Origin of the sequence: Streptomyces sp. NPDC088747 (genome assembly GCF_044751025.1) — a bacterium.
In the GTDB taxonomy this organism is placed as follows: Bacteria; Actinomycetota; Actinomycetes; order Streptomycetales; family Streptomycetaceae; genus Streptomyces.
Genome location: NZ_JBIVKZ010000009.1, coordinates 89,943 through 109,057, shown reverse-complemented (window position 1 = coordinate 109,057; position 19,115 = coordinate 89,943). Strand labels below are relative to the sequence as shown.

Genomic DNA, 19,115 nt, shown 5'->3' with positions numbered 1-19,115 from the left:
CGCCGGATCACGTCCCGGGAGTCAGGGCCGCGGATCACGCGCCACGCGCGCGTACCGCCATGACCGCCTTGCGCGCCGCCACCAGGACGGGGTCCCACACCGGAGAGAACGGCGGCGCGTAACCCAGGTCCAGGGCGGTCATCTGCTCCACCGTCATACCCGCGGTCAGGGCCACGGCGGCGATGTCGACGCGTTTCGCGGCGCCCTCCCGGCCGACGATCTGCACGCCGAGCAGCCGTCCGCTGCGGCGCTCGGCGATCATCTTCACGGTCATGGGGTCCGCACCGGGGTAGTAGCCCGCCCGGTTCGTCGACTCGATGGTGACGGACTCGAACTGGAGGCCCGCCCGGCGCGCGTCCTTCTCGCGCAGTCCGGTGCGGGCGATCTCCAGGTCGCAGACCTTGCTCACCGCGGTGCCGACGACGCCGGGGAAGGTACCGTAACCGCCGCCCACGTTGGCGCCGATGACCTGCCCGTGCTTGTTCGCGTGGGTGCCGAGGGCAATGTGCCGCAGGCTGCCCGACACCAGGTCGAGCACCTCGACGCAGTCGCCGCCGGCCCAGATGTTCTCGTGCCCGCGCACCCGCATCGCGAGGTCGGTGAGCAGCCCGCCGTGCTCGCCCACGGGCAGCCCGGCCGCCCTCGCGAGCGTCGTCTCGGGGCGTACGCCGATGCCGAGGACGACCACGTCCGCCGGGTACTCCGCGTCCTGCGTGACGACCGCGCGTACCCGTCCGTCCTCCCCGGTGAGGAGTTTGGACACCTCGGCGCCGTTCACCATCGTGATGCCCAGGCCCTCCATGGCCGTGTGCACCAGGCGGCCCATGTCGGGGTCGAGCGTCGACATCGGCTCCTTGCCGCGGTTGACGACCGTCACCTCGTACCCGCGGTTGATGAGCGCCTCGGCCATCTCCACGCCGATGTAGCCCGCGCCGACGACCACCGCGCGACGGCCCTCCGTCGCGGCCAGCGTGTCCAGCAGGGCCTGCCCGTCGTCCAGGGTCTGCACGCCGTGCACGCCCGGCGCGTCGACGCCCGGCAGGTCGGGCCGGATCGGGCGCGCGCCGGTCCCGAGCACGAGTTTGTCGTACGAGGTCCACCCCTCGGTCCCGGAATCGAGGTCCCGGGAGCGGACCCGGGCGCCCGCGACGTCGATCTCCGTGACCTCCGTGCGCATCCGCAGGTCGATGTCGCGCTCCCGGTGCTCCTCGGGGGTCCGCGCGATCAGCTCGTCCCGCTCGGCGACCTCACCGCCCACCCAGTACGGGATGCCGCACGCCGAGTACGAGGTGAAGTGCCCCCGTTCGAACGCCACGATCTCCAGCTCGTCCGGCCCTCGCAGCCGGCGCGCCTGTGACGCGGCGGACATGCCCGCCGCGTCACCGCCGATCACGATCAGTCGTTCCTTCGCCCCACCGGGGGTACCGCTCGTCCCGTGCATGCTCATGCGAACACGCTACGGGGGCGGCGCACTTCAGTCCTGCTCGCGTCCCTCCTCGCGCTCCCGGGCGGGCGGCGCGACCGGGAGGGTGCCGGCCGGGGAAGCCGCGGCCGGCGCCGGCCTGTGCGGCATCCGGGTGCGCAGGAGACGTACCCCCAGCGCCCACAGCGCCAGGAGCAGTGCCGCGCCCGCCGCGAACGGGAGGACCGCGCCGAACGCCACGGCGATCCAGCGCAGCATCGTGACGAAGGCGTCCCAGCCGCCCCCGAGCGCGTCCGCGAAGCCCGGGTCGTCGTCCTTCTCCGCCGCCTCCTTCACCGGGGTCTGCGACAGGGTCAGGGTGATGGTCGCCAGGCTGGTGCGGTCCTTCAGGGACGCCTGCTGCGCGAGCAGGGACTCCAGATCGGCCTGGCGGGTGCTCAGCTCGCTCTCCAGGGTGACCACATCGGCGAGCTCGGTGGCCTGGTCCATCAGCTCACGGATCCGCGCCACACTGGCGCGCTGCGTCTTGACCCGGCTCTCGACGTCGACGACCTGTTCCGTGACGTCCTGTGCCTTGGCCGTGCGTTCGAGGAGTTTGCCGGCGCCCTCCATGTCGGCGAGCACTTCGTCGTACCGCTCGGTCGGCACGCGCAGGATCACCCGGGTGCGCTCGTGGCCCTCCTCGTCCCGGGTGGTGGTCTCGTCGCCGACGAAGCCGCCCGCGTTCGCGGTGCTCGTGCGGGCCTCGTCGAGGGCGTCGGGCACGTTCTTGACCTGCACGGTCAGCGAGGCGGTGCGGATGATCCGGTTCGCGGAGAGGTCCGGGGCCTTCGGCGCGGACTCGCTTCCGTTCCTTCCGCTGTCCCTGGCACCCGCGGCGTCCCCGGCACCCGCCGCGTCCTGAGCGGCCTCCGGAGCCGCCGCTTTGGCACCCGCGTCCGAACTGGAGGCGGTGTCGTTCGCACCGCCGCTGCAGCCCGCCAGTGCGAGGGTGGCGGCGAGCAGGGTCCCGGCCAGGGCCTGGACGGGTCGTACGGAGCTTCGTGTGCGCATGTGGGCATCCCCCCGAGGGTGTCGCGACGGCTGACGCTCCTTCGACGCCCGGCAGGGCCCCGACGTTGGACGGATCCGGTCCCGATGCGGTCACGGTCAGGACTCGTGGAGGACACCGGGGGAGCCGCGGGGGTGTCAGTGGCGTCTGCGAAAGTGGTGGCATGCGCGAACAGGACACTCCTACGGGCGGCCGGCACGTCGTGGTCATCGGAGGCGGGATCGCGGGTCTGGCCGCCGCCCACCGGCTGCTGGACCGGGGCGAGCGGGTGACCGTCGTCGAGGCGTCGGACCGCCTCGGCGGCAAGCTGCTGACCGGTGAGATCGCCGGCGCGCGCGTGGACCTGGGCGCCGAGTCGCTGCTCGCGCGTCGCCCCGAGGCCGTCGGGCTGGCCCGCGAGGTCGGGCTCGCGGACCGGCTCCGGCCACCCGCCACCGCCACGGCCTCGCTGTGGACCCGGGGGGCCCTGCGCCCCATGCCCAAGGGGCACGTCATGGGCGTCCCCGGCACCGCGTCCGCGCTCACCGGCGTCCTGTCCGACGAGGGTCTGCGCCGTATCGAGCGGGACGCCGAGCTGCCCCGGACGGAGGTCGGCGACGACGTGGCGGTGGGCGAGTTCGTGGCGGCCCGCCTCGGCCGCGAAGTGGTCGACCGCCTGGTCGAGCCCCTGCTCGGCGGGGTGTACGCGGGCGACGCCTACCGCATCTCGCTGCGCTCCGCCGTCCCCCAGCTCTTCGAGGCCGCCCGCACCCACGACTCGCTGACGGAGGCCGTCCGCGAGATCCAGGCCAAGGCCGCCGGACAGCGGCAGACCGGCCCGGTCTTCATGGGCATCGAGGGCGGCGTCGGCCGGCTGCCCCTCGCGGTGGCGGAGTCGGTCCGCGCGCGGGGCGCCGAGATCGTCACCGGGGCAGCGGTCACGGAGCTGCGCCGGGCCATCGGCGCGGCAGGCGCGGGCTCCCCGGCCGGGCGCTGGCGGGTCGTCACCCCGGGCCGGGTCCGGCACGCCGACGCCGTGGTCCTCGCCGTGCCCGCCCCGGCCGCCGCCGCCCTGCTGCGCGCCGAGGCGCCCGCCGCCGCGGCCGAACTGGCCACCGTGGAGTACGCGTCCATGGCCCTGGTCACCCTCGCCTACCGGAGCGCCGGGATCACCCTCCCCGAAGGGAGCGGTTTCCTCGTGCCGCCGGTCGACGGGCACACCATCAAGGCCGCCACCTTCGCCTCGCGGAAATGGGGCTGGATCGCCGAGGAGAACCCCGGCCTGCTCGTCCTGCGCACCTCGGTGGGCCGCCACGGCGAGACCGAGGTGCTCGGCAAGGAGGACGCCGACCTGGTGGAGGTGTCCCGGCACGACCTGCGCGAGGCCACCGGCCTGGCCGCCGTCCCCGTCGCGACCCGCGTGACGCGCTGGCACGAGGGCCTGCCCCAGTACCCCGTCGGGCACCACGCGCGCGTGGCCCGCGTCCGCGAACACGTGGGCGCGCTCCCGGGGCTCGCGGTCTGCGGAGCGGCCTACGACGGCGTCGGAGTCCCGGCCTGCGTCGCGAGCGCGTACGCGGCGGTGGACCAGCTCGGCGGCGACCGCGCCGGACTGGACGCGCTGATCACGAACCCGGTGCGGAGCCTGCACGGCGGCGCGGGAGAATAGGCCCATGAGTGACGACGCCCCCGCCAAGATTCCGAACGCAGGCAAGAAGGCCAAGGACCTCAACGAGGTCATCCGCTACACCCTGTGGTCCGTCTTCAAACTGAAGGACGTGCTCCCCGAGGACCGTGCGGGCTACGCCGACGAGGTCCAGGAGCTCTTCGACCAGCTCGCCGCGAAGGATGTCACCATCCGCGGAACGTACGACGTGTCGGGGCTGCGCGCCGACGCCGACCTCATGATCTGGTGGCACGCCGAGACCGCCGACCAGCTCCAGGAGGCGTACAACCTCTTCCGCCGCACGAAGCTGGGCCGCGCCCTGGAGCCGGTCTGGTCGAACATGGCGCTGCACCGCCCCGCCGAGTTCAACCGCTCGCACATCCCCGCGTTCCTCGCCGACGAGACGCCGCGCGACTACATCAGCGTCTACCCGTTCGTGCGCTCCTACGACTGGTACCTGCTGCCCGACGAGGACCGCCGCCGCATGCTCGCCGACCACGGCAAGATGGCCCGCGGCTACCCCGACGTGCGCGCCAACACCGTCGCCTCGTTCTCCCTCGGCGACTACGAGTGGATCCTCGCCTTCGAGGCCGACGAGCTGTACCGCATCGTCGACCTCATGCGTCTGCTGCGCGCCTCCGAGGCCCGGATGCACGTCCGCGAGGAGGTCCCGTTCTACACGGGCCGCCGCAAGGACCTCACCGAGCTGGTCGCCGGCCTCGCCTGAGCCGGCCCGGAGCGCCGGGCGGACTCAGGAGGCCTTCTTCACGTCCTTCTCCAGATCCTTCGAACGGCTGCCCGGTCTCACCGGCTTCGGTTCCGCGTGCGGCGCGCACTCCGCGTGCCGCACCGGGAGCCTGCCCTCCAGGAGATAGGCGTCCAGGTGGCCGTTGACGCACTTGTTGGGGCCGCCGCCGATGCCGTGCGTCCCGGCGTCCTTCTCGGTCACCAGGACCGAGCCGAACAGCCGCCGGTGCAGCGCCTTGGCACCCTCGTACGGCGTCGCCGCGTCCCGTTCGGCCGCCAGGATCAGGGTCGGCGGCAGCTCACCGGGCAACGTCCGTACGTCCAGCGGCTGCTGCCGGGGCACGGGCCAGTACGCGCAGGGCAGGTTCATCCACACGTTGTCCCAGGTCTCGAACGGCGCCTTGCGGGCCAGGCGCGTGTTGTCGCGGTCCCAGGTGCGCCAGTCGGTGGGCCACGGCGCGTCGTTGCACTCGACCGCGGTGTAGACCGCGTTGCCGTTCTCCTGCTCGGCCGCCGCCTCCGGGTAGGGGCCCGCCTGCTCGATCAGCAGCTTCGGGTCGCCCTTCAGATACGCCGACAGGGCCTGGGCGCGGTGCGGCCAGTAGTCGTCGTAGTACCCGGCCTGGAGGAACGCGCCCTGCAACTGCCCCGGCCCCACCTTGCCGCCGGCGGGCGAGGCGGCGAGCCGCGCCCGCGCTGTCTCGTAGCTGTGCAGCACCTCGTCTGGCGTGGCGCCGAGCCCGTACACGTCGTCGTGCCGGGCGACCCAGGCGCGGAAGTCCGCCCAGCGGATCTCGAACGCGGCGGACTGGTCGAGGTTGTTCCGGTACCAGATCTGCTCGGGGTCCGGGTTCACCGCGGAGTCGAAGACCATCCGGCGTACGTGGGAGGGGAAGAGCGTCGCGTACAGGGCGCCGAAGTACGTGCCGTACGAGGCGCCGATGAAGGTCAGCCGCCGCTCGCCGAGCGCGGCGCGCAGCACGTCGAGGTCGCGCGCGTTGTTGAGCGAGGTGTAGTGCTGGACGGCTGTGCCGGAACGCTTGAGGCAGCCGCGCGCGTAGGCCTTCGCCTCCGCGATGCGCTCCTTCTTGTACGACTCCGAGGGGTGGGTCGATGACTGCGTGGGCCCCTTTCCCCGTTGCTTCGGGTCCTCGCAGGAGATCGGGGCCGAGCGGCCCACTCCGCGCGGGGCGTAGCCGACGAGGTCGTACGCGGCCGACAGCCGCTTCCACTCGGGCAGGGAGCCGACCAGCGGGAAGTACATGCTGGACGCACCCGGGCCGCCGGGGTTGTAGACCAGGGCGCCCTGGCGCGGGACCTTGCGCTTGGAGTTCTTCCCGTCCTTGCCGGTGGCCTTCACGCGGCTGACGGTCAGCTTGATCTGCCTGCCGTCGGGGCGCGCGTAGTCGAGGGGCACCGTGACCGTGCCGCACCGGACGTTCTCCGGGAGGTCCTCCACCTTGGCGCAGGTGCCGAAGCGGACCCCGGCGGCCGCGGCGCGCTGGGCGGCGACGGCGGTGCCGCGCGTGTCGGCGCCGGGCCCGAACGGCTCCCCGGGCCACCGGGGATCGCCGCCCGCGGGGACGGTGACGAGGGCGGACAGGAGCAACGATCCCGCTGTTCCGTAGAGGACGGCAGCTCTCATCGCGTAATCCCTTCGGCGTACGGCAGCGACAAAGGGGATGTTTCGTTCGGCCGTCGGCGAAGTAAAGCACCGGGCCGCAGTGTCGGCTCCAATGACCCCGATGCGCCCCCCGGCGCGCCCGTCAGCCCCTTCGGCCCGCGCTGCGGTCGCGGTGGGTGAAGGCCGCGCGCAGGTCCGGCTCGCCGACGGCGCGGACACCGCGTACGGCGACGGAGGTGAGGTACGTACGGTCGTCGCCCGTGCCGTCGGGATGCCTGGCCAGGGTGCCGAGCAGCCGCTGGCCGGCCGGGGACGCCCAGCGCGAGTACGGGTGCACCTCCATCCGGGTGATCGCCAGGCAGCTCAGGGTGAGGATGAGCGGCAGCGCGAACCAGACGGCGACCGGCACCTCGTACCCGGCGTCGGGAGCCCGCGAGGGCAGCAGCAGGGCCACCGCGCCCAGGACGAGAACGGTCGCCGCGGCGGCCTGGACCTGGCGGACCGCGCCCGCGATGGTGCGTTCGCCGTCGGGCACCGCGAGGCCCGCGGCGACGAGCCGGTCGGCGAGGCGGTGCACGGACTCCGCGGTGGCCGCGCTCGCCCGCACGGGCGCTATCCGGGACTGCCCCTCCGGGCCGATCGCCCCGATGACCGAGCGTTCCATCTCGTCGTGACCGCGCGGGTCCACGACGGTCGCCCAGCCCGTGTGCGCGAGCAGCAGGCGGCGCTGGCGGGCCATCGACACCAGGGTCAGCTCGGCGACCCGGGCGGGGCCGCCGGACAGGAACGCCGCCTCGTAGAGCGTGAGGCTGTGATCGCGGGCCGCTGTCGCGTCGACGGCCGCCGCACGGACGGCCGCCAGGCACAGCCGTACGCACGCGGTGCCGGCCACGGCCCAGGCCGGCAGCAGGAGAAGTACCCAGAACATGGCGTTTTTCTATGCGATGGACCGGGTGAGCGCCATGACTTATTCACATGATGGACGGAGCGTTGCCGGTATGTGATGCTCCGCTCGCCGCGACGGCCCCTACGGGATCGAGGACGAGTTGTCGCGTGAGGCGGCGGGGGGAAGGGTGTAGCCCGGTGACGGGAGCACCGGAACAGGTGAGTTCGGGGACGGGGTGGGGCCGGGCGGCGCGGGGGAGTAGGTCACCGGCGGCGGGGCGGCGCTCGCCGCGTCCTGGGCGAGGGCGTCGAAGTCGACGTATCCGGTGGCTTCGAGGACCTTGATGTGGTCGAGCACGGTGGTGTTCGCGTCGTCGGCGAGGTCACGGACCAGGGAGTTGCGGGTGTTCGCGCGGACCTGGGCGACGAGCGAGAAGACCTTGCCGTGCGCGGCGCGCAGGATGTTCGCGAACTCGCGGTCGTAGTCCACGCCGTGCGCGGCGGAGAGCGTGGTGAGCCACTGGCGCTGCTGGTCGCTGGGCTGGTTGGGCAGTTCGAGGCCGAGCCGCGCGGCGACGTTGCGGACCCGGGCGTCCAGGAAGGCGTGGCCCGCGATGAGGTGTTCGCCGGCGGTCCTTACGGCCTCGGTGGTGCCGCGCTCCTGGGCCTGCTGGCCCGCGGGCAGCTCCCACAGCCCGGCCAGCCGGACCTTGGTGACGAACTCCCGGTCCAGCGCCGACAGCGGACCGAACTGTGTCGACACGGTCTGCGTGTTCAGGGCCGCGACGCCGGTTCCCGAGCGGTCCGCGTACGACCAGATCGGGAAGGCCAGCGCCGCCAGGGTGGCCGTGAGGGCCGTGACGATGAGCCCTGTCCCACTGACCAATCCGGTGCGGTTGATGGATCGCATGGTGCCTCCTGTTGCGGCACCGCACCTGAGTGCGTTCCGCGTGCGAATTGGCATGCTACTGCGGGTGCGGTGCCAACTGCCGTACGCGAAAGCAGGGTTGAGGGGTGGGTGGAACGCGGTGGATGTGGTGGTTCGGGCGTACGTCAGACCGCCGCAAAGACGTGGAAACGGGGCGCGCACATCACCTTCACAGCAGGCCGTGTTAACCCGCGCACACTCCACGGCGGTCCGGAGCGCCGCCGTGCGCACTCAGCGGCGCAGCAGTACCCGGCGGGTGGCGCGGGCGAAGCGGGCCGCGGGGTGCGCCGACAGCGGGGCCGGGCCCGAGCGCTCCAGCCACCAGTCGCGCAGCCGCCGCCGGGTCTCCGCGTCCCCGGGGCGGCCCGCGAGGAGCAGGTGCTCGGCGAAGTCCAGCGCGTCGCGCCGGTAACCGCCGGCCATCGGATGCCGCTGCGCGTACGCGAGGAACGCGGGCCGGTAGCCCCGCCCGAGGATCTCCGGCAGCTCCTCGGCCACCTTCGCCACGACGTCCGCCCGCTTGGCGGCCAGCGCCCGCGCCTGCACCCCGAGCCGTACCCGGTCGAACCCCTCGGGCACGGGGGTCCCCGCGACGAGGGCGGAGAGCAGCGCGGTCTGCGAGAGGGCGAGGCGCTGGCGCGCGGGGCCGGTGTCCGCGCCGGCTCCGGTCCTGGTCGCCGGCTCCGTCGCCGCGCCGGTCTCGGTCTCGGTGTCGGTTCCTGCGCCGGTCCGTGTGCCGGTTGCTGCGCCGGTCTCGGTGTCGGTCGTTGTGCCGGTCCCTGTGCCGGTCGCCGTGCCGGTTGCCGTTTCGGCTTCGCCGGGGGACGGCGGCAGGGCGGCGCCGGAAGCCGGCGCGCCCGTCCGCGCGCCCGGCCGGGCCCCGGCCTTGTCCAGCGTCGCGCGGATCGCCCCCAACTCCCGCTCCAGCTCGCTCGGTTCGGGGAAGTTCTCGTCCCGCTCCAGAAGGACTCCCGGCGGGGTCACCCGGGAGGCGAGCTCGGCCAGGATGTCGAGGACCGGTCGCGGGACGGGGTGGGCGTGGCTGTCGTGCCAGACGCCGTCCCGTTCGAAGCCGCCGGCGACGTGGACGTACGCGATGGCCTCGACGGGGAGTTCGTCGAGGGCCTTCACGGGATCCTCGCCGCGGTTGACATGGTTCGTGTGGAGGTTGGCGACATCGATGAGCAGGCGTACGCCCGTGCGGTCGGCCAGGTCGTAGAGGAACTGGCCCTCCGTCATCTCCTCGCCGGGCCAGGAGAGCAGCGCGGCGATGTTCTCCACCGCGAGCGGGACGGGCAGCGCGTCCTGGGCGATACGGACGTTCGCGCACAGGACGTCGAGTGCGTCCCGGGTGCGGGGGACAGGCAGCAGGTGCCCGGCCTCCAGGAGCGCGGAGGCCGTCAGGGGCCCGCCCGCGCGGACGAAGGCGATGTGCTCGGTGACGAGCGGTGCGGCCAGTACCTCGGCTCGCTCGGCCAGGGCCTTCAGGCGGGCCTCGTCGGGACGGTCCGCGCCGCCGAGGCCGAGGGAGACGCCGTGCGGGACCACGGTGACGCCGCGTTCGCGCAGCCGCAGCAGTGACTCGGGGAGATGGCCCGTGCAGAGGTTCTCGGCCACGGCCTCGACCCAGTCGATGCCCGGCATGCGCTCCACGGCGTCCGCGATCTCCGGCCGCCATCCGATACCCGTCCCCAGTCGCTGCATCGTCCCCTCCTCCACCTCACCCGCACGGCCACACCGGGGCCGGCTGTGCGTCCCCTTCGACGGCCCGCTGCTCCGGTGTGACGGAGGTATGGCCCCCGCGGCCGGCTCCGAACCTCGTACTCCGCACGTTCAGAGCAACATTTGAGGTTCGGATCCGGGGTGCGGGCGGGCTCGGCGGCCGGTTATCCGAGCACGCCGTCCGAGTCCACCGGGTCCGGCCGGGCGGTGGTGACGGTGCCCGGCGCGCCGGGCGAGGGCTTGGACGTGGTCGAGACGTCGCCGGTCGCTTCGGCGGCCGGCGCCGAGGGCGCCACCTGGCCGGGCAGCGGGGGCGGCGGACCGGTCGGGCTGGCGGTGGAACCGTTCGCCGCCGTGTTCGCGATGGCGTCGAAGTCGACCTTGCCGGTCTTCTCCAGCACCGTGATGTGGTCGAGCACGGTCTGGTTGGCGTCCGAGGCGAGCTGGCGTACCAGGGTGTTGCGGGTGGTGTTCCGGACGGTGCCGATGGCGGGGAAGATGCTTCCGTGCGCGGCCCGCAGCAGGTTCACGAACTTGTACTCGTAGTCCGCGCCGCTCGCCGCGGTCATCTCCTTGAGCCAGCCGGTCTGCAATTCGTTCGGCTGGTTGGGCAGTTCGACGCCGAGCTGGGCCGCGATGATCCGGACGCGCTTGTCGAGGTCGGTGTGTCCGACGATGAGGTGGTCGGCCACCTCCTTGATCGCCTCGGAGGGTGCCCGCTCCAACGCCTGCTGGCCCGCGGGCAGTTCCCACAGGCCGGCGAGGCGTACGCGCACGATCAGGTCGCGGTCCTGGGCGGTCAGCGGACCCCAGCGGGTGTTCACCGTGCCCGCGGCCAGGTTCGCCTGGCCGGTCCCCGAACGGTCCGCGTAGGACCACACCGGGAACGCCAGCGCGCCTACGGTGGCGACAAGTGCCGCCAGGACGAGAGCAGTACCGTTGATGCGCCGCATGATGAGCCTCCCGGGAACCCAACAGGTCGTTGAGTGTCTGTACTTGGCCAGCGTCAGGAGGTACGTGCGGGACGGATGCGTTGTTCAGCTCCGCTCAAACCTCTTTGCGACTTCCTCTTCGGTCCAGCCCTCCCGGAGCCGCGGGCCGCCACCTCTGCGGGTCCCGCCCCATCGTGTACCTGCCGCGCGCCTAGAGCGTGGGCTCGGCGGCACCGGGGCGAAGAACGCGGCGGACGGCGTCGCGGAGCCAGCGGTGGCCTCCGTCGGCCATGTGGCGGGGGTGCCACGCCATGCCGATGCGCAGGGGCGGCAGGGGCAGCGGAATGTCGAGGAGCCGCAGACCGAGGACGGCGGCGGAGTCGGCCAGCGGGGAGCGGGCGGCGCCGGGGGGCGCGGTCGGGATGAGGCAGACCGCGTCGCTGTGGGCGGCGAGGGTCATCGCGGCCAGATGACTGGGAAGGACGACGGCGACCCGCCGGTGCAGGTTCCGCTCGGCCAGGGCGGTGTCCAGGGGGCCGGTGAACCGTCCGCGGCGGCTCACCACGACGTGGTCGGCGGCGGCGAGCCCCTCCGGCGTCAGGGGGCCTTCGGCCAGGGGGTGGCCGGACCTGACGGCCGCCGCCATCCGCAGGGTGACCAGTTCCTCGACGCGGGTCTCGGGGTCGACGTGGTCGATGGATCCGACCTCCAGGTCGATCCGGCCCTCGCGCAGGGCCGGTCCGGCCTCCAGTTCCTCGGCCCGGAACCGCAGCGAGACCCCGGGCGCCTCCTGCCGGGCCAGCCGTAGCAGTCCCGGGGCCAGCGCCGCGCCGACCAGGTCGGCAGCCTGGAGGGTGAAGGTCCTGCGCAGGTCGGAGGGGTCGACCCCGGCCCCGGGACTGAGCAGGGCGCCGAGACCGCGTACCACCGCCGCGGCCTCCTCGCGCAGTGCCTCGGCGCGCGGGGTGGGGACCATGGTCTGTCCTGCCCGGACCAGGAGGGGGTCCTGGAGGACGCGCCGGAGGCGGCCGAGGGTGCGGCTCATGGCGGCGGGGGACGTGCGCAGCCGGGCGGCGGCGCGGGTGACGCTCTGCTCGGCCAGCAGGGCGTTCAGGGCGACGGCGAGATTGGCGTCGAGTGCGGGCTCTGGTCTGCTGCTCACAGGCGTTATTCCATTTCGGGCAAGTATTCCGTGCTCAGGTTCCCATTGTGGCAACACCTCGGTCCTCCGCAGGATGTGGGACGTACCGATCCGCACGAGCCACGAGGTTTCCATGATCGTCATCACCGTTCCCACCGGGAACATCGGCCGCCATCTGCTGGCCCTGCTCCTCGACTCCGCCCCCGCCCACGACGAGGAACTGCGCGTGATCGTGCGCGATCCCGGCCGGCTTCCCGACGCGGTACGCGAACGCGTCGAGGTCGTCACCGGCTCGCACGGCGACGCCGACGTTCTCGACCGCGCCTTCGAGGGCGCGGACGCCGTGTTCTGGCTCGTCCCGCCGGACGCCGCCCTGACCCCGCGGGACGCCTACAGCGGCTTCACCGGCCCCGCTGCCAAGGCGTTCACCGCGCACGGCGTCGGGCACGTCGTCGGCGTCTCCGCGCTCGGCCGCGGCACTCCGGTCGCCGACCGCGCGGGCCTCGTCACGGCCTCCCTCGCCATGGACGACCTGATCGCCGCGACCGGCGTCGCCTACCGGGCCCTGGCCAACCCGTCCTTCTTCGAGAACCTCCTGGAGGAGGCCGACTCGATCCGTGAGAAGGGCGTCTTCACCGACGTCGTCGACGCCGACCGCAGGAGTCCCCTCGTCGCCGTCGCCGACATCGCGGCCGTCGCCGCCCGTCTGCTCCTGGACCGCTCGTGGACCGGCGCCGACAGCGTCCCCGTCCTCGGGCCGCGGGATCTGTCGCCCGCCGACCTGGCCCGCGTCATGACCGAGCAGCTCGGCCGGCCCGTCCGCTACGAACGGCAGCCGCTGGACGAGCTCCGTACCGCTCTCGTCGGCTACGGCCTCAACGAGGAGTTCGCCCAGGGCGTCGTCGACATGAAGCGGGCCAAGGACGAGGGCCTCGACGCGGGCGTCACCCGCACGCCGGAAACCGCCTCCCCCACCACCTTCGAACAGTGGTGCGCCCAGACCCTCAAGCCCGCCGTCCTCTCCTGAGGACCACACCGTCCCACCAGAGGACCACAGGACCACAGGACCACAGGACCACGGACCACAGTCCAGCCACTATGGAGCCCCGTCATGCCCGTTGAGGAAACCGCCCCGCCCGTCACCGCGTTCATGCTCATCAAGACCCTGCCCGAGTGGCTCGCCATGACCCCGCACGAACGGATGGACGCCTTCGCCACCCAGGTGGTCCCCGCGATCAGGGCCAGAACCACCGGCGTCAGGTCACGCTTCTACGACACGGAGTTCTACTCCACCCGCGTCACCGACGTCTGGGTCTGGGAAGCCGACGACCACGCCGCCTACCAGCTGCTCATCGACGCACTGCGCGAAACCCCGTTCTGGGACCGCTACTTCGAGGTCGTCGACCTCCTCGTCGGATCCGAGAACGGCTACGCCCGTACCTACGGTTTCGACCCGCTCGCCACCATCACCACCTGACGGCCCGCCCGCGGGCGCGGTCAGCGCGCGAGCGACCTGACGCGGTCCACTCCCTCGACCGCGACCGTCAGCCCGGGTGCGATCTCCGTGAAGCCCGCGTCGCGGACCAACGGGATCGCGGAGACGGCGAGTTCACGCCAGTGCGAGGGTTCGGCGGTGCGGACGGCGAGGGGGAAGCCCGCCTCGCGCCAGGCCGTGCGCTCCGCCTCCGACAGTTCCCACCAGGCGAGTTGGGCGCCGTGGCCGGTCTGCGCCATCGTCTTGCCCGCCGACATGCCGAGGTCGGGGTTGAGCCACAGCACGGGCGCCGTCGGATCGGCGTCCACCGGGGGCTCGGGGTCTTCCAGGTCGGTGCCTGACACCTGGAGCCTGGCCAGTTCCTTCGGCCAGCCGTCCAGCGGCACCGGCGGGAAGACCCGCACCTCGGCGGACTTCCCGGTCACGGTGATCCCCGGCAGCGCCTCGGCACGCCGCCACTCGGCGCCACGAGCCCGCCGTACGACCTTGCGGATCCGGGCGTCCTGCCAGTCCCGCATCGCCTGCGCCCACTCGCCCGCGCTCTCGCCCTCCCCGAGCGACCGCTCGTCGCTGAGGATCGTCAGCACCGCGCGGGCCGCGGTCTCCAGCGCGTCGGTACGGGCCGGGGGAGCGGCCTTCTCGATCCGTACGACGAGGGGCAGCACGAACTGCGGTGCCTCGTCGCGCACGGTGCGCTCGGAACGGAAGGGGCTGTCGCCCTCGGGGGCCGGATCGACTGCGGTCGGGTCGCTGCTCACGCCCTCCAGTCTGCCAGGCCGAAGATCCGTTCCTCCGGGGCCGCCCGTACGTCCCCGGAGGGGCCCGGCGGACGACATCGAGGTCCGGGGCGGACGGCGACACCGGGTCCCGTCAGCCCGAGGGGGGGTGCGTTGGTCAGCCCGAACAGGCGGTGCGCTGCGCCTCCTGCCACGCGCAGACGGGGCACAGGGTGATCCCCTTGTGCGACTCCGGGTACTCCGTCGGCTTCTGGCACAGCACGCACTCGGCGAACGGCGGCCCCTCCTCGACGGGGGCCGGGTCCGCGCGGGTGCCGCAGTAGTCGTCGCTCATGGTTCCAGCGTAGGACGCGTGCCCGGCCTCCTACCGGTGGCGGGTCGCCGTCCCGACGAGCTCGGACACCTTGACGAAGCGGAAACCGCGCTCGCGCAGCTCGGGCACGATCGTCCGCAGCGCGCGCTCGGTCGCCGGAGCCGCGCTCCGCGTGCAGTGCATGACGACGACGGAACCGGGCCGCACGCCGTCCAGCACCTGCCGGGCCACGGCCTCCGCGTCCGTGGCGAAGGCGTCCCCGCTGACCACGTCCCACTGCACCGCGGTGACGCCGGCCGCGCTCAGCGTCCGCAGGGCCCGCTGGTCGTAACACCCGCCCGGAAAGCGGAAGTAGGGCATCGCGCGCGGCACGCCCGCCTTCTTGAAGGCGGCGTACGCCCGCTCCACGTCCGCCCGCATCCCGTCCGCGGGGACGGTCGGCAGGCCGTAGCAGTCGTCGGTGAAGGCGTAGTGGCTGTACGAGTGGTTGGCCACCTCGAACAGCGGGTCCCGCCCGATGGAGCGTGCCTCCCGCGGGTACTCCTCGGCCCAGCGTCCGGTCATGAACACGGTGGCCGGGACCTTGGAACTCCGCAGGGCGGCGATGAGCCCCGGGTTGTCGAAGCGCTCCCCGGCCGCCGCCCTGGCCCCCTGGTCGGCGGTCATGTCCGCGTCGAAGGTCAGCGCGACGGTCTTGTCGCGCGTCCGCGGGCCGTTCCTGAAGACCGGGGTCAGGCCCGCTGGTCCCGGGGCGAGCGTCGGGGGCTTCGAGGGCGTGGCGCCCGCGGGTGCCGGGCGTTCCGGCTTAGCGGCGGGCGGAGTGGCAGGGGCTCCGCAGGCGGCGAGGACCGCGCCCAGGGCGCAGACCGCGGCGAATCGTGCTGCTGAGATGATCACCGGATAAAGATATCGACGCAAATATGACTATTTGACCTTTATCTGTCCGTGCCGCGCGGGTGTGCCCCCGAAGTCACCCGCGCAGAGCCGTGCGCCTCCTGCCGATGCCGGTCAGCCGCCCTCAGCGGTCTGTGCGAGCAGCAGCTTCCGGCTCTCCTCCACGTCGAAGTCCGCCTTCGGGTACTGCGGGTCGAGGGCTTCGAGGTGCTCCAGGAGGAGCTTGCTCACGGCCCAGTTCCGGTACCACTTGCGGTCGGCGGGGACCAGGTACCAGGGCGCCTCCGGGGTGGAGCAGCGGTCGAGGGCGATCTCGTACGCCTTCTGGTACTCCGGCCACAGCGCGCGTTCCTCGATGTCACCGGTGTTGAACTTCCAGTGCTTGTCGGGGTTGTCCAGCCGTTCGAGCAGGCGGCGGGCCTGCTGCTCGTAGGAGATGTGCAGGAAGACCTTCACGACGGTGACGCCGTCGTCCGCGAGCGACTTCTCGAAGCGGTTGATCTCGCCGTAGCGGTCGGTGATCTCCCGGTGCGGGGCCAGTGCGCGGACGCGTGCGATCAGGACGTCCTCGTAGTGCGAGCGGTCGAAGATGCCGATCTCGCCGGCCTCGGGGAGCGCCCGCCTGATCCGCCACAGGAAGGAGTGCTTCCGTTCCTCCGGTGTGGGCGTCTTGAACGCCCGGATACGGCAGCCGGAGGGGTTGAACTGACCGATGACGTGCTTGACCGTCCCGCCCTTGCCGCTGGTGTCCATGCCCTGGAGGACCAGGAGGACGCGCCGCCGGTCGCCCGCCGTGCCCGCCGCCCACAGGCGTTCCTGCAGTTCGGCGAGGCGTACGCCCATCAGGGCGGTGTGGGCGAGAGCTGCGGCCTTGTCGGGCGGGGCCGCGGGCGTGGCGTCGGCCGGGTAGGAGGACAGGTCGACCCCGGCGCCGCCGGGGACACGCAGGAGCTCGCGGAGCGGGGCGGGCGGCTTGTCCCTGCCTCGCCGCCCGCCGTGCTTCTTGCCGTGCCTCTTGCCGTTCTTCTCGGCGTCCTTCGTGCCGTCCTTCTTGGCGTCCTTCTTGGCCACCGTGCACCCCTTCCGGCCGTGTCCCTCGATGGTGCGGCTGGGGACCAGGAGCCGCTACTCGATGCCGGCCGCCCTCATGACGCCGATCGGATCGGTGCTGTGCGGGGCGAGCTAGCCGCGCCAGGGGCCCGTCACCGCGAACGTCGTCCCCGGTGTGTAGCAGTTCACGTACATCGTCCCACCGTCCGGGGAGAAGGTGACGCCCGCGAACTCACCCCACTCGGGGGCCTGTGGCGTGCCGATGTTCTGCGCGCCGCGCGCCATCGCGTACACCTCGCCGCGCCGGGTCACGCCGTACACGTGCTGCGCGCCGCTGCCGTCCTCGCAGACCATCAGGCCGCCGCTGGGTGCGAGGCAGATGTTGTCGGGGGACTCGCCGGGGAGCTGGACGTCGGTGCCGGGGCCGAAGACGATGACGAGGGTGAGACGCCGCCGAGCGGGGTCGTAGCGCCAGATCTGGCCGTAGTGGTCGCCGGCCGAGCCCTCCGCGCTGTGCGCGAAGGAGGAGACGAAGTAGACGGAGGTGCCGCCCCAGTAGCAGCCCTCCAGCTTCTGCGCGTGGGTGACGCCCTTCGGTCCGAAGTCCTGGAGGCGGATGGGGGTCTGGGCCGCGAGCGGATCCGGCACGTCCACCCACTGGACGCCGTCGAAGGCCGCCCCGATCTCCTGGACGGAGGAGAGGTCCGGTACGCCGGGGACGCGCATCGCCTGGAGCCTTCCGCCCGCGCGCAGCGAACCGACCCCGCCCTTGGGCCTGTTGGGCAGGAAGCGGTAGAAGAGACCGAAGGGCCGGAGGAACGCGTCCTCCGTCTCGTAGACGATCCCTCGCTCCGGGTCGACGGCGACGGCCTCGTGCTGGAAGCGGCCCATCGCGGTGAGGGGGACGGCCCCGGTGCGGTGCGGGTCGACCGGGTCGACCTCGAAGATGAAGCCGTGGTCCTTGGTGTAGCCGTTGGTGCCCGCCTTGTCCTCGGTCTCCTCGCAGGTCAGCCAGGTGCCCCAAGGGGTGGGCCCGCCCGCGCAGTTGACCGCGGTTCCGGCGATAGCGACGCGTTCGGACAGTACGTGGTCGCGGCTGTCGAGGGTGAGGGACGTACAGCCGCCCTCGCCCACCGGGTCGTACGTCAGGCCAGCGATCGTCGGGACCGGGATCCTCGATGCGACACGGTTCTCGTGGTTGCGGACCAGGTGGACGCGGCCGTGCCTGCCGGTGAAGGCGGACATGCCGTCGTGGTTGCTGGGTACCGCCCCCTCGCCGGAACGAAGCGGGTCACCCTCGCGGGACAGAACCCGGTAGCGGAATCCCTTCGGCAGGTCGAGCAGTCCCTCCGGGTCGGTGACCAGGGGGCCGTAACCGGTGTGGCCGAGGCTCTGCGCGGCGGCGCTCCCCGCGAAGAGCTCGGTGAGATTTCCGGCGAAGGCGATCGAAGCGCCCAGCACGCCTGTTCGGGCGAGCATCTGACGTCGTGTCGCGGACATGGGGCAACCTTCCTGTTGGCGGACAGGACTGTGAGTTGCCCGGTGTACCACGGGGTCGGCGCCACCGGAACCACGCGCGTAGCTTCCGTCACTCCTCGGGCTGGGGTTCCGCCGCGGTTCCCGGCCGCGGCTCCTGCTCCGGCTTGTGCGGCTGTCGGGGCGCCGACTCCGGTTGCGTGGGCACCTGTTGGACCTGCGCCCGTTCCAGGAATCGCAGCAGTTCCACCGGGAAGGGCAGGACGAGGGTGGAGTTCTTCTCGGCGGCGACCGCCACCACGGTCTGGAGCAGGCGGAGTTGGAGCGCGGCGGGCTGTTCGGACATCACCCCGGCGGCCTCGGCCAGCTTCCTGGACGCCTGGAGTTCCGCGTCCGCGTTGATGATCCGCGCCCGGCGTTCGCGGTCGGCCTCCGCCTGCCGGGCCATCGACCGCTTCATCGTCTCGGGCAGGGACACGTCCTTGATCTCGACCCGGTCGATCTGCACACCCCAGCCCATCGCCGGGCTGTCGATCATCAACTCCAGCCCCTGGTTGAGCTTTTCGCGGTTGGACAGCAGGTCGTCGAGGTCGCTCTTGCCGATGATCGAGCGGAGCGAGGTCTGCGCCATCTGCGAGACCGCGAAGCGGTAGTCCTCGACCTGGATGACGGCGTCGGCCGCGTCGATCACCTTGAAGTAGATGACCGCGTCCACCCGGACCGTCACGTTGTCCCGGGTGATGCCGTCCTGCGCGGGCACCGGCATCGTCACGATCTGCATGTTGACCTTGCGCAGCTTGTCCACGCCCGGGACGACCATCGTGAACCCCGGGGGACGCACCTCTCCCCGGAGCCGCCCGAGCCGCAGCACCACACCCCGCTCGTACTGCTTGACGACCCGGGCCGCCACCCCGGCGTACACCAGGCCGGCGGAGCCGACCGCGACACCGGCGACCAGTAGTTCCTGGAGCATGACGACCCCCTTCGAGTCGCCCGGTATGACTTGTATGTCTACTCTACGTCGGAGGATGTGCGGCGGGGGATGTACGTCG

At 72.5% G+C, this 19,115-nt stretch carries 18 protein-coding genes; 4 read left to right on the top strand and 14 right to left on the bottom strand.

All coding sequences use genetic code 11. The annotated features are described in order from the left end of the window. Positions 1-34 precede the first annotated feature (34 nt). Both ACIP79_RS22085 and ACIP79_RS22080 read right to left on the bottom strand, forming a co-directional pair. Positions 35-1,447 (bottom strand): FAD-dependent oxidoreductase, encoded by a 1,413-nt coding sequence (locus ACIP79_RS22085; protein ID WP_401225849.1) that lies wholly within the window; start codon positions 1,445-1,447, stop codon positions 35-37. A gap of 27 nt (positions 1,448-1,474) precedes the next feature. Continuing rightward, positions 1,475-2,476: a DUF4349 domain-containing protein gene (locus ACIP79_RS22080; RefSeq protein ID WP_401225847.1), complete on the bottom strand. Its 1,002-nt coding sequence runs from the start codon at positions 2,474-2,476 to the stop codon at positions 1,475-1,477. A gap of 161 nt (positions 2,477-2,637) precedes the next feature. On the opposite strand from ACIP79_RS22080, the gene hemG reads away from it, so the two are divergent. Both hemG and hemQ read left to right on the top strand, forming a co-directional pair. Continuing rightward, the gene (gene hemG, locus ACIP79_RS22075) at positions 2,638-4,122 is read left to right on the top strand and encodes a protoporphyrinogen oxidase (RefSeq protein ID WP_401225844.1); all 1,485 of its coding nucleotides are present in this window, start codon (positions 2,638-2,640) and stop codon (positions 4,120-4,122) included. A 4-nt stretch (positions 4,123-4,126) separates the two neighbouring features. Next, the gene (hemQ, locus tag ACIP79_RS22070) at positions 4,127-4,846 is read left to right on the top strand and encodes a hydrogen peroxide-dependent heme synthase (RefSeq protein ID WP_383681505.1); all 720 of its coding nucleotides are present in this window, start codon (positions 4,127-4,129) and stop codon (positions 4,844-4,846) included. Positions 4,847-4,870: 24 nt separating this feature from the next. Here hemQ and ACIP79_RS22065 read toward each other — a convergent pair whose 3' ends face one another. From ACIP79_RS22065 to ACIP79_RS22040, 6 genes are all read right to left on the bottom strand, one after another. Beyond that, entirely contained in the window at positions 4,871-6,511 is a 1,641-nt protein-coding gene (locus tag ACIP79_RS22065) for an alpha/beta hydrolase (protein WP_401225842.1), read from the bottom strand. Positions 6,512-6,632: 121 nt separating this feature from the next. Beyond that, entirely contained in the window at positions 6,633-7,418 is a 786-nt protein-coding gene (locus ACIP79_RS22060) for a TIGR04222 domain-containing membrane protein (protein ID WP_401225840.1), read from the bottom strand. 99 nt (positions 7,419-7,517) lie between these two features. Continuing rightward, positions 7,518-8,285, bottom strand: a complete 768-nt coding sequence (locus tag ACIP79_RS22055) for a DUF4142 domain-containing protein (protein ID WP_401225839.1) — start codon at positions 8,283-8,285, stop codon at positions 7,518-7,520. A 249-nt stretch (positions 8,286-8,534) separates the two neighbouring features. Next, positions 8,535-10,007, bottom strand: a complete 1,473-nt coding sequence (locus ACIP79_RS22050) for a DUF692 domain-containing protein (RefSeq protein ID WP_401225837.1) — start codon at positions 10,005-10,007, stop codon at positions 8,535-8,537. A 182-nt stretch (positions 10,008-10,189) separates the two neighbouring features. Then, positions 10,190-10,978: a DUF4142 domain-containing protein gene (locus ACIP79_RS22045; RefSeq protein ID WP_383689213.1), complete on the bottom strand. Its 789-nt coding sequence runs from the start codon at positions 10,976-10,978 to the stop codon at positions 10,190-10,192. Between the two features lie 190 nt (positions 10,979-11,168). Next, on the bottom strand, positions 11,169-12,128 hold the full coding sequence (locus ACIP79_RS22040; RefSeq protein ID WP_387178173.1) for a LysR family transcriptional regulator: 960 nt from the start codon (positions 12,126-12,128) through the stop codon (positions 11,169-11,171). Between the two features lie 103 nt (positions 12,129-12,231). Between ACIP79_RS22040 and ACIP79_RS22035 the strand changes: the two genes are divergently transcribed. Both ACIP79_RS22035 and ACIP79_RS22030 read left to right on the top strand, forming a co-directional pair. After that, on the top strand, positions 12,232-13,125 hold the full coding sequence (locus ACIP79_RS22035) for an NAD(P)H-binding protein (RefSeq protein WP_401225834.1): 894 nt from the start codon (positions 12,232-12,234) through the stop codon (positions 13,123-13,125). Positions 13,126-13,209: 84 nt separating this feature from the next. After that, positions 13,210-13,575, top strand: a complete 366-nt coding sequence (locus tag ACIP79_RS22030) for a darcynin family protein (RefSeq protein WP_401225832.1) — start codon at positions 13,210-13,212, stop codon at positions 13,573-13,575. Positions 13,576-13,595: 20 nt separating this feature from the next. On the opposite strand, the gene ACIP79_RS22025 is transcribed toward ACIP79_RS22030, so the two are convergent. From ACIP79_RS22025 to ACIP79_RS22000, 6 genes are all read right to left on the bottom strand, one after another. Then, positions 13,596-14,351 (bottom strand): peptidyl-tRNA hydrolase, encoded by a 756-nt coding sequence (locus tag ACIP79_RS22025; RefSeq protein ID WP_401225830.1) that lies wholly within the window; start codon positions 14,349-14,351, stop codon positions 13,596-13,598. A gap of 136 nt (positions 14,352-14,487) precedes the next feature. Then, complete coding sequence (locus ACIP79_RS22020) at positions 14,488-14,664, bottom strand: hypothetical protein (protein ID WP_401225828.1); 177 nt, start codon at positions 14,662-14,664, stop codon at positions 14,488-14,490. Between the two features lie 30 nt (positions 14,665-14,694). Further along, positions 14,695-15,540: a polysaccharide deacetylase family protein gene (locus tag ACIP79_RS22015; protein WP_401225825.1), complete on the bottom strand. Its 846-nt coding sequence runs from the start codon at positions 15,538-15,540 to the stop codon at positions 14,695-14,697. 111 nt (positions 15,541-15,651) lie between these two features. Further along, on the bottom strand, positions 15,652-16,485 hold the full coding sequence (locus ACIP79_RS22010) for a PPK2 family polyphosphate kinase (RefSeq protein ID WP_401226262.1): 834 nt from the start codon (positions 16,483-16,485) through the stop codon (positions 15,652-15,654). 234 nt (positions 16,486-16,719) lie between these two features. Further along, positions 16,720-18,087 (bottom strand): PhoX family protein, encoded by a 1,368-nt coding sequence (locus ACIP79_RS22005; RefSeq protein ID WP_401225821.1) that lies wholly within the window; start codon positions 18,085-18,087, stop codon positions 16,720-16,722. Between the two features lie 88 nt (positions 18,088-18,175). Then, on the bottom strand, positions 18,176-19,036 hold the full coding sequence (locus ACIP79_RS22000; protein WP_401225818.1) for a slipin family protein: 861 nt from the start codon (positions 19,034-19,036) through the stop codon (positions 18,176-18,178). Positions 19,037-19,115 lie beyond the last annotated feature (79 nt).

Bases quoted from the DNA above. Each gene is read 5' to 3' on its own strand.
- ACIP79_RS22005 (WP_401225821.1), bottom strand. From the start codon at position 18,087: ATGTCCGCGACACGACGTCAGATGCTCGCCCGAACAGGCGTGCTGGGC.
- ACIP79_RS22055 (WP_401225839.1), bottom strand. From the start codon at position 8,285: ATGCGATCCATCAACCGCACCGGATTGGTCAGTGGGACAGGGCTCATC.
- ACIP79_RS22035 (WP_401225834.1), top strand. From the start codon at position 12,232: ATGATCGTCATCACCGTTCCCACCGGGAACATCGGCCGCCATCTGCTG.
- ACIP79_RS22080 (WP_401225847.1), bottom strand. From the start codon at position 2,476: ATGCGCACACGAAGCTCCGTACGACCCGTCCAGGCCCTGGCCGGGACC.
- ACIP79_RS22045 (WP_383689213.1), bottom strand. From the start codon at position 10,978: ATGCGGCGCATCAACGGTACTGCTCTCGTCCTGGCGGCACTTGTCGCC.
- ACIP79_RS22060 (WP_401225840.1), bottom strand. From the start codon at position 7,418: ATGTTCTGGGTACTTCTCCTGCTGCCGGCCTGGGCCGTGGCCGGCACC.
- ACIP79_RS22085 (WP_401225849.1), bottom strand. From the start codon at position 1,447: ATGAGCATGCACGGGACGAGCGGTACCCCCGGTGGGGCGAAGGAACGA.
- ACIP79_RS22065 (WP_401225842.1), bottom strand. From the start codon at position 6,511: ATGAGAGCTGCCGTCCTCTACGGAACAGCGGGATCGTTGCTCCTGTCC.
- ACIP79_RS22000 (WP_401225818.1), bottom strand. From the start codon at position 19,036: ATGCTCCAGGAACTACTGGTCGCCGGTGTCGCGGTCGGCTCCGCCGGC.
- hemQ (WP_383681505.1), top strand. From the start codon at position 4,127: ATGAGTGACGACGCCCCCGCCAAGATTCCGAACGCAGGCAAGAAGGCC.
- ACIP79_RS22030 (WP_401225832.1), top strand. From the start codon at position 13,210: ATGCCCGTTGAGGAAACCGCCCCGCCCGTCACCGCGTTCATGCTCATC.
- ACIP79_RS22050 (WP_401225837.1), bottom strand. From the start codon at position 10,007: ATGCAGCGACTGGGGACGGGTATCGGATGGCGGCCGGAGATCGCGGAC.
- hemG (WP_401225844.1), top strand. From the start codon at position 2,638: ATGCGCGAACAGGACACTCCTACGGGCGGCCGGCACGTCGTGGTCATC.
- ACIP79_RS22020 (WP_401225828.1), bottom strand. From the start codon at position 14,664: ATGAGCGACGACTACTGCGGCACCCGCGCGGACCCGGCCCCCGTCGAG.